This window comes from Curtobacterium sp. 458, assembly GCF_030406605.1.
Classification (GTDB): domain Bacteria; phylum Actinomycetota; class Actinomycetes; order Actinomycetales; family Microbacteriaceae; genus Curtobacterium.
In genome coordinates this window covers 292,003-304,406 of sequence record NZ_CP129104.1, presented here as the reverse complement: position 1 = coordinate 304,406, position 12,404 = coordinate 292,003, and the positions used below count along the sequence as shown (strand labels likewise).

Here is a 12,404-nt window from a genome sequence, read left to right as displayed (position 1 = left end):
CGCCTGAAGCGGCGCTGAAGCGCGCCGGGTCGCGACGCGACCACGGAACGGACGGGAGGCACGGTGCCAGCTGGCACCGTGCCTCCAGGCCGTCATGCGGGAACGGATCAGGGCAGGTAGTACGTCGGGTTCGGCAGCTTGACGCTCCGGTCGGCGGAGCCGCCGATCAGGTCGCTGTACTGGTCACCGAAGTTCGCCACGATGTCGTAGCGCCCACCGGACCGGGACTCGATGTGCGCCCGGGTCTGGGACTTGTACTCGATCGTGGTGCACTTCGCGGTCGCGCACGTGATGTACGACGGCTGCTGCGACGTGCCCGTGCCGGTCCACTTCGTGTAGTACGTGCGGTTGCCGTCCTGCTCGGCGGCGAACTGCGGGTAGCCGACCTTCTGGAGGTTCTCGATCGTGGCGGTCTGCTGCGCCTCGTTGCGGCCGGTGAGCCCGATGATCGTGCAGCCCGAGCGCTCGGCGACGGACACGAGCGAGGTCATCGACGGGGTGGCCGGGAAGCGCTCGTCCTGCACCCACTCGTCCTGGAGTGCCGGGTCGAACACGAAGTGCATGTCCGCGACCTCCATGTCGTACGTCCACAGCGTGGTGTCGTCGGCGTCGAGGACGATCGCCGGGTTGCGGTGCTGCTTCGACGCGACGAAGCACTGTGCGGCGACGAGCGGCGCCTGCTTCCGGACGATCGACCGCATCTCGCGGATGTACGGGCTGTCGGTCTTGTCCGCGATCCCGGTGCCGGGGTCGCCGTAGTACGTGGCGATCGTCTTCTTGACGGAGTCGATGTTCGGGATGCCCTCGCCGCCCTGCGTCGCACCGGACGAGCCGTCGGCCGCCATCCGGAAGTGCGTGCGCGGGGCCAGCCACGGCTCTCGGACGCCGGGCAGGTCCGCGGACGGCAGGTAGTAGGTCGGGTTCGGCAGCTTGACCTGCTCCTGGGCGTACCCGCCCTGCAGGTCGGACCACTGGTCGCCGAGGTTGTCGACGATCGTGTAGCCGAGGTCGCGCTCGATGTGCTTCCGGGTCAGCGCCTTGTACTCGACCGTCGTGCACGAGGCCGCGGCGCACTGCACGTAGGACGGCTGCTGCGAGGCACCCTTGCCGGTCCACTTCGTGAAGTAGTGGTCGGACGTGAAGCCCTGGTACCCGACCTTCTCGAGGTTGGCGAGCGTCGCGGCCTTCTGGTCGTCGTTGCGCCCGGTGAGCCCGAAGATCGTGAAGCCCATCGCCTTCGCGGCGTTCACGTAGGAGACCATCGCGGGCACGGCCGGGAACCGCTGGTCCTGGACCCAGACGTCCTGCTCGGCCGGGGTGAACACGAAGTGCATGTCCCCGACCTCCATGTCGTACGTCCACAGCGTGGTGTCGTCGGCGTCGAGGACGATCGCGGGTTTCTGGTGGTGCGCGACGGCGCGGCGGTACTCCCCGCGGAGCTCCTTCGTCTGCTTCGCCATGATCGACCGCACCTCGCGGATGTACGGGCTGTCGTCCTTGTTCGCGATCCCGGTGCCGGGGTCGCCGTAGTACGTCGCGATCGTCTTCTTGACGGAGTCGATGTTCGGGATGCCCTCGCCGCCCTGCGTCGCACCGGACGAGCCGTCGGCCGCCATGGTGAACGAGGTGCGCGGGGTGAGCTGGCCGTCGTGGTGGCCGGGGTCGTGCGCGGGGTGCGCGCTGGCGGAGAACGAGCCGGTCAGGACGGAACCGGCGACGAGCGCTGCCGTGGTCGTGGTGACGAGCACGGCGCGGCGGATCGGGAAGGGCATCGGTGTCGCTTTCGATCGGGGATGGCCCTCGAAGGGGGCACGATGACGCTAGCTGGGAATCCGCCCAGAAGCCAGTACCAGATCGGTACTTCTCCGGCCGTCCGGACGGTTTCCGGACCGCTCCGGACAAGCGTGCCCTTCGTCTGTACGTTGTCGGGAAGATCGCTGAACGCGGTCGATGCAGAGGGAGCAATCATGGCCAACACCACGTCGGGTCGTCCGACCACCGTCACCGTCTCGTTCATCATCTGGCTGGTGGTGATCCTGGCGAACATCCTGTCGGGCATCATCGGCCTCGTCTCCGGCGGCAGTGCAGCAGCTGCCCAGGGCGTCGGCACCGCTCCGCTCGTCGGTGGCGCGATCTTCGCCTTCATCCTCGCGGTCGTCGAGCTGATCATCGTCTTCAAGATGCGTGACGGTCGCAACTGGGCCCGCATCGTCCTGCTCGTCATCGCGATCCTGCAGGTCATCGGCGTCGGTGTCGGCGCGGCCTCCGGTGGCAACGCCTTCGGCTTCATCGGTGGCATCGCGGTCATCGTCGCGACCATCCTGATGTTCGTCGGTGGCGCGAACGGTTACTTCCGCCGTCGCTGACGCGACGACCGTCGCTGCGGCGACGGACCCCCCTGACTGGAGGCGCGGTGCCGGCTGGCACCGCGCCTCCGGTCCGTCTCGGGGTCGCGACGGGCGCGAGAGGCGCGCCATCCGGCCGTCCATGTGCGCACGCTGCGAACGGCGCAGCCCGCACGGTGCGAGGATGATCCGCGGCCGTCGCCCGGACGACCAGTGACGGAAGAGACGACGGTGACCGAGACCCGCGCTCACACACCCGCGACCGACACCGGCGAGGACGGCGGACACGGCCCCGCGAAGGGCATCGCCGCGCTCGCCCTCGCCGCGCTCGGCGTGGTGTTCGGTGACATCGGCACCAGTCCGCTCTACGCGCTCCGGACCGTCTTCACGATCGACGGCGGGATCGTCAAGGCGAACCAGGAGGACGTCTACGGCGTCATCTCGATGATGTTCTGGAGCGTCACGGTCATCGTGTCGATCAAGTACGTCCTCGTCCTCATGCGCGCGGACAACAACGGCGAGGGCGGCGTCATGGCACTCGCGGCGCTGGCCCGTCGTCTCTACGCCAAGCGGCGGGGTGGCGCGACGATCTTCCTCGTCATCGGCATCGTCGGGGTCTCCCTGTTCTACGGCGACTCGGTGATCACCCCGGCGGTCTCGGTCCTCTCGGCGGTCGAGGGCCTGCAGACGGCGGCCCCGAGCATCGAGCACCTCATCGTGCCGATCGCGGCCGTCATCCTCATCGTGCTGTTCGCGGTGCAGCGGTTCGGCACCGGCAAGGTGGGCAACCTGTTCGGGCCGGTCATGCTCCTGTGGTTCGTCGTCATCGCTGCGGCCGGGGTGCCACACATCCTCGCGCACCCCGGTGTGCTCCAGGGGCTCTCGCCGACGTGGGCGATCTCCTTCCTCATCGCACACCCGTACATCACGTTCGTGGCCATGGGTGCCGTGGTCCTCGTCATCACCGGTGCCGAGGCGCTCTACGCCGACATGGGGCACTTCGGCCGGAAGCCGATCCTCCGCGCCTGGTTCTTCGTCGTGTTCCCCGCGCTCGTCCTCAACTACCTCGGCCAGGCGTCCCTCGTCCTCCGCGACCCGTCCGCCGCGAAGGACCCGTTCTTCCTGCTCTTCCCGAGCGGCCTCCAGCTGCCCGTGGTGATCCTCGCGACCGCGGCCACCGTCATCGCCAGCCAGGCCGTCATCTCCGGGGCGTTCTCCCTCAGCCGGCAGGCCGTGCAACTCGGGCTCCTGCCCCCGCTGACGATCCGCCAGACCTCCCGCGAAGAGGGCGGCCAGATCTACCTGCCTGCCGTGAACCTCCTGCTGTTCATCGGCGTGCTGGCGGTCATGCTCACGTTCCGGTCGTCGGCGAGCCTCGCGACCGCGTACGGCGTGTCCGTCACGGGCGCGCTCGTGGTCGACACCCTGCTGCTGCTCCTCGTCGTGAAGCCGCTGTGGCAGTGGGCGACGTGGAAGCTCGTCCTCGCCGCGGTCGTGTTCGGCGGCCTCGAGCTGACGTTCCTCGCCGGCAACCTGTCGAAGATCCTGCACGGTGGGTGGGTCCCGCTCCTCATCGCGCTCGCCGTGATCACGCTCATGACGACGTGGCGACGGGGGCGCCAGCTCGTGCAGGAGGAGCGCAAGGAGCGGGAGGGGTCGCTCGCGGACTTCATCGAGAAGATCAACACGAAGGGGATCCCGCGGGTCAAGGGCATCGCGATCTTCCCGCACCCGAACAAGGAGACGACGCCGCTCGCCCTCCGCGCCAACGTCGAGCACAACCACGTGGTGCACCGGACCGTGATCATCGTGTCCGTCATCACCGCGAACGTGCCGCACGTGCCGCACGCGAAGGCGTTCTTCCGCGACGACCTCGGCTACGAGGACGACGGCATCGACCACATCACGATCAAGTTCGGGTTCTCCGACGACCAGGACCTCCCGCGCGCCCTGCACGCCGCGTGCCTGGCCGAGGTGCTGGAGCTCGATCCGGACGAGATGGAGAAGGCGTCGTACTTCATCTCCCGCGGCGCACTGCGGCCGCAGCCGGGGAACCGTGGCATGGTCAGCTGGCGGAAGAAGCTCTTCGTCGGTCTCGCGCACAACGCGGCGGACCCGGCGGCGCGGTTCGGCCTGCCGGCGCAGCGCACCGTGACGATGGGCAGCGACGTCGAGCTCTGACGCCCCGGTGGTAACGACCGCTCAGTGCGTGCGGCCGCGCAGCCGCCCGATGCCGAGGACGACCCCGACGACGACCAGCCCGAGCGCGAGCCCGAACACGGCCGAGATCGCGGTGTCGACGATCCACGTGACGACCGGCCCGGCCGCCTCGATGCCGTGCTCGACGGCGTGCAGCAGGTCGTACGGGCCGTGCCAGAACGTCTCGGCGAGGTTCTGCACGACCAGGTGCCCACCGACCCAGAGCATCGCCACGGTGCCGACGACCCCGATCACCCGGAAGACGGTCGGCATCGCGCGGACCACCCGGGCCCCGGCGCGGCGCGTCGACCGGGACGGGTTCTTCATCATCTGCAGACCGATGTCGTCGATCTTCACGAGGAGCGCGACGGCGCCGTAGACCGCGATCGTCATGACGAGGCCGATGACGAGCAGCGCGCCGACCGTCGGCCAGAACCCGAGGTCGGGGTCCAGGCCGGCGAGCGCGATGAGCATGATCTCGGTGCTGAGGATGAGGTCCGTCCGGATCGCACCGAACACGAGCTTCGGCTCGGTGGTCGGGGTCTCGGCGTCGGTTTCGTGATGGGTGCCGAACCACTCGGTGACCTTCTCGGCCCCCTCGAAGCACAGGTACGTCCCGCCGATGAGGAGCAGCCACGGCAGCACCCCCGGCGCGAACGCGGACAGCAGGAGCGCCACCGGGATGATGATGACGAACTTGTTGAACAGGCTGCCGAGCGCGATCCGCCCGACGACCGGCAGTTCACGAGCGGGCGCGATGCCCTGCACGTACTGCGGGGTGACGGCAGCGTCGTCGATGACCACACCGGCGGTCTTCGCGCTCGCCTTGAGCGCGGCGGACAGGATGTCGTCGACGACCGCGAGCAACCCCACTGACATGCTGATCTCCTCGTGCTGGACCAGCCGGTTGCTGTCCGGCCGCTCAGCCTAGCGGCCGGTGCTGTCGCAGAACCGCCTGGAGGCGCGATGCCAGCTGGCACCGCGCCTCCAGGCGGTCGGGTGGTCGCGTCAGCGGCCGGTACCGGGTCGCGTCAGCGGCCCTCGTTGATGAGTCCGAGCCAGCGGCCGAAGCGCTGTTCCGGCGCGTCGTGGAGCGACGGGACGGGGCGGCAGCGCTTCTCGTCGCGGTCGGTCGGCTGGGGGTCGGTCTGGATCATGGCTCGCTCCTCGTGAGATCGGTGTTCATGTGTACGCCGGAGCGGCTGGGTCCATTCCCGGGTCGGCCGGACCGCTCACTCGACGTGGTCGGAAGGCTCCTCGGTCTCGACGCCGGTCTCGGCGGCACGGTCGCGGAGGTGGTCGGCCATGGCGCCGGCACCCTCGTGTCCGTGGTCGTGCTCGACCTGCTCGACGAGGCCGTGCAGCTTCTCCTCGTTCGTCGCTTCCTCGGCACCGTCCATGACCGGGTGGTGCTGTTCTCCGGGTTCTCCGTGGTGTTCGCTCATGCGCGGGACCGTACGCCTCCCGACCCTGATGCCGGGGTACAAGCCGCTCCGTATGCTCGCGACATGGCTGACTTCACCGCTGACCAGGCCGCCGTCGTCCGGATCACGCGCTCCGAGGAGGGGCGGTGGGACCTCGCCGTCGTGAGCGACAGCGGCGTCGTGATGGGCCACGGTGTGTACCTCTTCGACGCCGCGCACGACGACGAGGAGGACGAGGTCGCCGCCGCACGCGAGTTCGTCGGCCAGTACGGCTTCGACTTCAGCGCGGACAGCGTGCAGGAGGAAGCTCCCGACGTCTTCTGGGCGCCGCTCGTCACCGCGGGCTGACGCGGGCGCCCGGCACCGGGCTCCGCTCCGGTCTCGGCGTCAGTCGAGGCAGAACTCGTTGCCCTCGACGTCCTGCATCACGATGCACGACTCGTTGATGCCGTCCGCCGTCATGCGCCGGACCTGGGTCGCGCCGAGTGCCACCAGTCGCGTGCTCTCGGCGTCGAGGGCGGCGAGACGCTCCTCCCCGACGAGGCCCGTCCCGACCCGGACGTCGAGGTGGACCCGGTTCTTCACGACCTTGCCCTCCGGGACCCGCTGGAAGAACAGGCGTGGCCCGACGCCGTCCGGGTCCTGGCAGGCGAACGCCGAACCCTGGTGCTCCGGAGGCAGCGCCGCGTCGAACGCCGCCCAGTCCGCGAAGCCCGGCGGCGGTGGCGGCACCACGTAGCCGAGGACCGCAGACCAGAACCGTGCGACGCGCTCCGGCTCCGCGCAGTCGAACGTCACCTGGACCTGCCGGACGGCGCTCACCGCTCCTGCTCCTGCCCCGGCAGCGCCGAAGCCTCGTAGCCGATCAGCCAGGTCACGCCGAACGCGTCGCGCACCTGACCGTCCCAGTCGCCCCACGGCCGCCGCTGCAGCGGATCGAGGACGGTGCCGTCGACCGAGAGTGCCTCGAACCAACGGGTCAGGGTGGCGGGGTCGGACGCGCCGAGCAGCGAGAAGAGCAGTCCGGTCGCCGCGAACGTGGTCTCACCCTCGGCAGCATCGGCCGCGAACAGCTCCAGGTCGCCCGCCAGTTGCCCGTGCGCGACCGCGTCGGAGGGGCCGTCCGTGCGGCGGAAGTCCGCGTAGGTCGCGATCCGCACCTCACCGCCGAACACCTCCGACCAGCGCCCGAGGGCCGCCCGGGCGGTGCCGGGGAGCTGGAAGTACGGCGACGGACCCTTGGCTCGCATGCAGGGAGGGTACTGCGGTCGACCTCCTGCGTCGAGGGCGGCCGATCCGGTGGGCTGTGTTCGGGATCGGTGCAGCGGAACGGCCACGCGTCGGGAGCGAGGTACCGTGGCTCCGGCGCGAGCAGGACGGCGAGCGGGGGCCGACGGTGTACCGGGCAGTACCGCCTCAGGCACGCACGATGGCGTCGACCGCTGCCACGACGACCGCTCGCCGCCGGACACCGTCGAGCCCGCGGACGAGGTCACCGAACTCCGGCGTCGAGCCGCTCCACAGCGCGGCCGTGTGGATGACGAGGCCGAGGAGTTCCGGCGCGGTGAAGGTGTCCCGCACCGTCCCGGCTCGTTGTGCTGCCGCGATCGCTTCGACCTTGGCCGCGTTCGAGCGGACGACCGCACCGATCCGCGAGCCCGCATCGCCGCGTTCGAGCCGGTACCACGTCGCGAGGCGCTGCACCCACGGGCGCCTGTCGTACGAGTCGTGGAGCCGTCCGGCGTAGCCCGGGAGGTCGTCGGGCGTGATCTCGACCTCGTCGAGGGTGTCCGCCACCACGGCGTCGAAGACGGCGTCGAAGAGTCCGTCCTTGCTGCCGAAGTAGTGGTAGATCTGCGCCTTGTTGCTCGTCGCGGCTGCGGCGATCCGGTCGACCCGCGCCCCGGCGATGCCGACGGCGGCGAACTCGTCGCGCGCTGCCCCGAGGAGGCGAGCCCGGGTGGCGTCGGCGTCGCGCGGCATCGTCGGGGTCATGTGGTCGATGCTATCAACCGGACGGTTGACAACCGATCCGCAGAGGTGTTCGATGGCTGTTGTCAACCAAACAGTTAGTAAGGAGACATCATGTCCGTGTTCCTCGTCACCGGGGCTTCCCGAGGCCTCGGTCGATCCGTCGTCGAGACCGCACTCCGAGCCGGGCACCGGGTGGTGGCCGGCGTCCGCGACGTCAGCGCCCTCGGCGAACTCGTCGGCGTCTTCCCCGAGGCGCTCGAGGTGGTGCCCCTCGACGTCACCGACGCGCCCGCGGCCGAGCGTGCGGTCCAGATCGCCGTCGAGCGCTTCGGCGGTCTCGACGTCGTCGTCAACAACGCCGGCTACGCCAACGTCGCGAGCATCGAGGACGTCGATCCGGAGGACTTCCGGGCGCAGGTCGAGACGAACCTGTTCGGCGTCGTCACCGTCACCCGCGCGGCGTTGCCCGTGCTGCGTCGGCAAGGGCACGGCCACATCGTGCAGGTCTCGTCGGTCGGTGGCCGCATGGCCACCCCGGGGCTCGGCGCGTACCAGACGGCGAAGTGGGCGGTGGGTGGCTTCTCGTCCGTGCTCGCGAAGGAGGTCGCGCCGTTCGGCGTCCGGGTGACGGTGCTCGAGCCCGGTGGCATGCGGACCGACTGGTCGGGGTCGTCGATGCACATTGCCCCGGTGCGTCCGGAGTACGAGAGCACCGTCGGTGTCTCCGCTCGGATGCACGGCGGCGACTCGATCGGTGCGAGCGACCCACGGCTGGTCGCCGAGCTCCTGCTGCGGGTGGTGGCGATGGACGAGCCACCGTTGCGCCTGCTCGTCGGTCCCGACGCGTTCCAGCACGGCACCGCGGCCGGCCGCGCGCTGCTGGCGGAGGACGAGCGCAACGAGTCGTTGTCCCGGTCCAGCACCGCCGCCGACGTGACTGAAGCGCAGCTCGACCCGCTCGCGCAGGCCTGACCAGACCGCCGTACGATCAGACGGTCGCGAGCGCGGCCATCTCGGCCACCACCGCTCGCAACCGATCGCCGAGCTCGACCGTGCTCGACACCGTGTCCCGGTGCGCGACCTCCGAGAGTGCCGACATGACCAGGGTGACGACCGTCCGGGCCGTCTGCTCGTCCGTGCGGGTCGTGACCACCGCGAGCATCGCCTGCCGGGACTCGGCCATCCACCGCATGACCATCGGTGTCATCTCGGGTCGGTGGACGAGCAGTTCCTTGGTGCGGCTACGGTCCGACGGGAGCGGGACGCTCCGGGCGACGAGGGTGCAGACGTCGTCCACGAGCCGCCCGCTGCCGTCGCGGAACGCCTCGGCGACGCGGTCGGGCGTGACGACGGTGTCGAGCCCGAGGGCGGCGTGCGCCTTCGACGTGAAGTAGTTGAAGAACGTCCGCGGGGAGACGTCGGCGTCCGCGCAGATCTGCTCGACGGTCACCCCGTCGAGTCCGTGCGCGATGACGCGGTCGAGCGCGGCGCCGTGGATCGCCTGTCGGGTCTGCTGCTTCTTGCGCTCGCGGAGGGTGCAGGGCTCGGGGGCGACGGCGGTGTCGCGTTCGAGCGCCGGGTTGGTCACGAGGGCCTCCTGGGGTGGTCGTGGCGGGGGAGTGGAGGGTGGGGTGTCCGTCTGCGTGGGGGGAGCGGACGGACACCCCGGTCGGTCACCGACGGGTGGGGGTGGACCCCGTCGTCGGTGCGGACTGGACCGGCACGGAGCCCGTCATCGGTCCGGTGAAGGAGCCCGCGGCGGCCGCTGCCGTGCCCGCCTCGGTCTCGAGCTGCGCCTCGGCGGACAGGTCGTGCTGCTCCTGCAGGGCCGAGCGCTGGCGCAGCGGCGGGACCCGGAAGAACCAGGTGAGCACGAACGCGAGCAGGATCACGCCGAGTCCGACCCAGTAGATCGTCACGGACGAGGCGTTGAAGCCCGCCATGAACGGCCGGGTGAGGCGGCTGTCGGCGCCGGTCAGGAACGAGGTGTCGTTCGCACTCGAGGCGTTCTCGCTCGTGCCGGAACCGTCGTCGATCTGCTTCGCGAGCGTCGGGGTGAGCTGGTCGACCCAGTAGGAGCGCTGCGAGGCGTCCGCCCAGTCGACGGTGACGGTGCCGTCCTGGACGGTGGCGTGCGCCTCGTCCGCGACGGCGGCGAGGGCCTGCTGTTCGGCCGCGGGGGTGGCGGCGGCGACCTGCTGGTCGATGACCTGCTGGGCGGCAGCCGCGGGGACTGTACCGGCGGCGACCTGCTGCTGGACGGCCGCGCTGACCTGCTCCGTCACCGCAGTCCGAGCAGCGGTCTTCGCCTGTGCGGCGGCGTCGTCGAGCTTCGACTGCACGCCGTCCTCGAGCGGGGTCACGATCGGCGTCCAGATCTTGTCCATCACGCCGCGGTTCTCGCTCGCGGTGGCCACGGTCGGGTTCGTCGCGGCACCGAGTGCGGCGGACAGGTCCTTCTCGTTCGCGGTCGCGTGCAGGATGTTCGCCGGCATGACGGAGAACAGCACGGAGAGCAGCACGGCCGTGCCGAGCGTGCCGCCGATCTGGCGGAAGAACGTCGCCGACGAGGTCGCGACGCCCATGTCCCGCGCCTCGACCGAGCCCTGCGACGCGAGGGTCAGCGACTGCATGACGGAGCCGAGTCCGAGGCCGATGAGGAACATGCCGATCATGAGGAACCAGAGCGGCTTGTCGATCGTCATGAACGTGAGGACGACGTAGCCGGTCGACACCAGGAACGTGCCGATGACCGGGAAGATCCGGTAGCGGCCGACCCGCGCGACGATCTGGCCGGACGTGATCGACGCGATCATCAGGCCGCCCACGAGGGGCAGGGTCGCGAACCCGGACTCGGTCGGGGTGAGGCCGACGACGATCTGCAGGTAGAGCGGGATGGTCAGCATCGCGCCGAACATCGCGAACCCGACGAGGAACCCGATGACCGTGGCCATCGAGAACGTGCCGGAGCGGAAGAGCTTCAGCGGGATGATCGCGGCGTCGCCCATCTTCGACTCGATGACGAGCAGGGCGACCAGGCCGACGGCACCGATCACGTAGCAGGCGATCGCGGCCGGCGAACCCCAGCCCCACGTACGGCCCTGCTCGGCGACGAGCAGCAGCGGCACGAGCGTGACGATCACGGCGGTCGCACCCCACCAGTCGACGACGGGCTTGTCGCCGGCGCGGTGCACCTTCGGCAGGTGCAGGAAGACGATCACCATGATGAGCGCCGCGATGCCGATCGGCACGTTGATGAGGAGCACCCAGCGCCAGCCGGTGATCCACAGGATCTCGGAGGAACCGGCGAGCAGACCGCCGATGAGCGGGCCGATGACGGACGAGATGCCGAACACCGCGAGGAAGTAGCCCTGGTACTTGGCACGCTCGCGCGGGGCGAGGATGTCACCCATGATCGCGAGCGGCAGCGACATGAGCGCTCCGGCACCGATGCCCTGCACGGCGCGGAAGCCGGCGAGCATGATCATCGAGGTCGCCATCGACGACAGCACGGCGCCGAGGATGAACACGACGATGCCGAAGATGTAGAGCGGCCGGCGGCCGAAGATGTCGGAGAGCTTGCCGTAGATCGGCGTCGCGATCGTCGACGTGATGAGGTACGCGGTCGTGACCCAGGCCTGCTGGTCGAGGCCGTGCAGGTCGTCACCGATCGTGCGGATGGCGGTCCCGAAGACGGTCTGGCCGAGGGACGACAGGAACATGCCCGCCATCAGGCCGTAGATGACGAGGAGGATCTGGCGGTGGGTCATCAGCGGCTGCTGACCGGCCCCACCTGCGGCCGCGGGGGCCTGCACCGAGACGGGTGCGGTGGCTGTCATCGAGCTCCTTGGATCAAGCTGCGCGAACCGGAGTTTCGCGCTGTGAAAGTTTGCAGACCGCGCAACGATACATCCGTTGCGTTCTGAAAGCAACTAAATCGGGCCGGTACGCTGACCCCGTGAACGAGGACCGGACCGCCGCCGAGCGACTCCTCCGATCGCAGCTCGACCGGCTGTGGGTGCGGCAGACCATCCGCGCCTCGCTCATCGAGTCGCGCGGGGGACTCGACCCGACCGCTCGCGTGATCCTCCGCGCCGTCGAGCACTTCGGCGCCGTACGGTCCACGGCGATCGCGGACGCCACCGGTCTCTCGCGTCCGGTCATCAGCCGACGGGTCGCCTCGCTCGTCGACGCCGGTTTCCTCAGCACGGCTCCCGACCCGGCGGACGGCCGTGCGGCCCTCCTCTCCCTCGCGCCGCTCGGTGTCGAGGTCCTCGACCAGTTGGACCTCGCCGGCGCCGAGGTCTTCGACGACCTCACGGGCGTCTTCGCCGCCGACGAGCTCCGGCAGCTCGCGGCGCTCCTCGAGCGGCTCAACGACCGGGCCGACGTCCTGTTCGGGGTGGGCGCGGCCGCGCGCGACGCGACTTCCTGACCGCGCGTCGCGTCAGCGCCGCGTCAC

At 70.0% G+C, this 12,404-nt stretch carries 14 protein-coding genes; 5 read left to right on the top strand and 9 right to left on the bottom strand.

Annotated elements, in window-relative coordinates:
• Positions 1-107 precede the first annotated feature (107 nt).
• On the bottom strand, positions 108-1,772 hold the full coding sequence (locus tag QPJ90_RS01390; protein WP_290132689.1) for an HAD family acid phosphatase: 1,665 nt from the start codon (positions 1,770-1,772) through the stop codon (positions 108-110).
• A gap of 195 nt (positions 1,773-1,967) precedes the next feature.
• On the opposite strand from QPJ90_RS01390, the gene QPJ90_RS01385 reads away from it, so the two are divergent.
• Both QPJ90_RS01385 and QPJ90_RS01380 read left to right on the top strand, forming a co-directional pair.
• Entirely contained in the window at positions 1,968-2,366 is a 399-nt protein-coding gene (locus tag QPJ90_RS01385) for a hypothetical protein (RefSeq protein WP_290132688.1), read from the top strand.
• A 210-nt stretch (positions 2,367-2,576) separates the two neighbouring features.
• Positions 2,577-4,526 (top strand): potassium transporter Kup, encoded by a 1,950-nt coding sequence (locus QPJ90_RS01380; protein ID WP_290132687.1) that lies wholly within the window; start codon positions 2,577-2,579, stop codon positions 4,524-4,526.
• A 21-nt stretch (positions 4,527-4,547) separates the two neighbouring features.
• Here QPJ90_RS01380 and QPJ90_RS01375 read toward each other — a convergent pair whose 3' ends face one another.
• The 3 genes from QPJ90_RS01375 to QPJ90_RS01365 form a co-directional block, all read right to left on the bottom strand.
• Entirely contained in the window at positions 4,548-5,423 is an 876-nt protein-coding gene (locus QPJ90_RS01375; protein WP_290132686.1) for a DUF808 domain-containing protein, read from the bottom strand.
• Positions 5,424-5,575: 152 nt separating this feature from the next.
• Positions 5,576-5,701 (bottom strand): hypothetical protein, encoded by a 126-nt coding sequence (locus QPJ90_RS01370; protein ID WP_290132685.1) that lies wholly within the window; start codon positions 5,699-5,701, stop codon positions 5,576-5,578.
• A gap of 75 nt (positions 5,702-5,776) precedes the next feature.
• Positions 5,777-5,989, bottom strand: coding sequence for a hypothetical protein (locus tag QPJ90_RS01365; RefSeq protein WP_290132684.1), 213 nt, complete (start codon positions 5,987-5,989; stop codon positions 5,777-5,779).
• Positions 5,990-6,052: 63 nt separating this feature from the next.
• On the opposite strand from QPJ90_RS01365, the gene QPJ90_RS01360 reads away from it, so the two are divergent.
• Positions 6,053-6,316, top strand: a complete 264-nt coding sequence (locus QPJ90_RS01360) for a hypothetical protein (RefSeq protein ID WP_290132683.1) — start codon at positions 6,053-6,055, stop codon at positions 6,314-6,316.
• Positions 6,317-6,355: 39 nt separating this feature from the next.
• Here the strand turns inward: QPJ90_RS01360 and QPJ90_RS01355 are convergent, their stop codons facing one another.
• From QPJ90_RS01355 to QPJ90_RS01345, 3 genes are all read right to left on the bottom strand, one after another.
• The gene (locus tag QPJ90_RS01355; RefSeq protein WP_290132682.1) at positions 6,356-6,790 is read right to left on the bottom strand and encodes a VOC family protein; all 435 of its coding nucleotides are present in this window, start codon (positions 6,788-6,790) and stop codon (positions 6,356-6,358) included.
• Positions 6,787-7,218, bottom strand: coding sequence for a VOC family protein (locus QPJ90_RS01350; RefSeq protein ID WP_290132681.1), 432 nt, complete (start codon positions 7,216-7,218; stop codon positions 6,787-6,789). Before QPJ90_RS01350 ends, QPJ90_RS01355 begins: the two co-directional genes overlap by 4 nt.
• 166 nt (positions 7,219-7,384) lie before the next feature.
• Complete coding sequence (locus tag QPJ90_RS01345; RefSeq protein ID WP_290132680.1) at positions 7,385-7,963, bottom strand: TetR family transcriptional regulator; 579 nt, start codon at positions 7,961-7,963, stop codon at positions 7,385-7,387.
• A gap of 90 nt (positions 7,964-8,053) precedes the next feature.
• Here QPJ90_RS01345 and QPJ90_RS01340 point away from each other — a divergent pair, with 90 nt between their 5' ends.
• On the top strand, positions 8,054-8,914 hold the full coding sequence (locus QPJ90_RS01340) for an SDR family NAD(P)-dependent oxidoreductase (protein WP_290132679.1): 861 nt from the start codon (positions 8,054-8,056) through the stop codon (positions 8,912-8,914).
• Between the two features lie 16 nt (positions 8,915-8,930).
• Here QPJ90_RS01340 and QPJ90_RS01335 read toward each other — a convergent pair whose 3' ends face one another.
• Together QPJ90_RS01335 and QPJ90_RS01330 are read right to left on the bottom strand one after the other, a co-directional pair.
• Entirely contained in the window at positions 8,931-9,530 is a 600-nt protein-coding gene (locus tag QPJ90_RS01335) for a helix-turn-helix domain-containing protein (protein ID WP_290132678.1), read from the bottom strand.
• Positions 9,531-9,615: 85 nt separating this feature from the next.
• Positions 9,616-11,781 (bottom strand): MDR family MFS transporter, encoded by a 2,166-nt coding sequence (locus tag QPJ90_RS01330; RefSeq protein ID WP_290132677.1) that lies wholly within the window; start codon positions 11,779-11,781, stop codon positions 9,616-9,618.
• A 119-nt stretch (positions 11,782-11,900) separates the two neighbouring features.
• On the opposite strand from QPJ90_RS01330, the gene QPJ90_RS01325 reads away from it, so the two are divergent.
• Positions 11,901-12,377 (top strand): MarR family winged helix-turn-helix transcriptional regulator, encoded by a 477-nt coding sequence (locus QPJ90_RS01325; RefSeq protein WP_290132676.1) that lies wholly within the window; start codon positions 11,901-11,903, stop codon positions 12,375-12,377.
• The last annotated feature ends 27 nt before the right edge of the window (positions 12,378-12,404 follow it).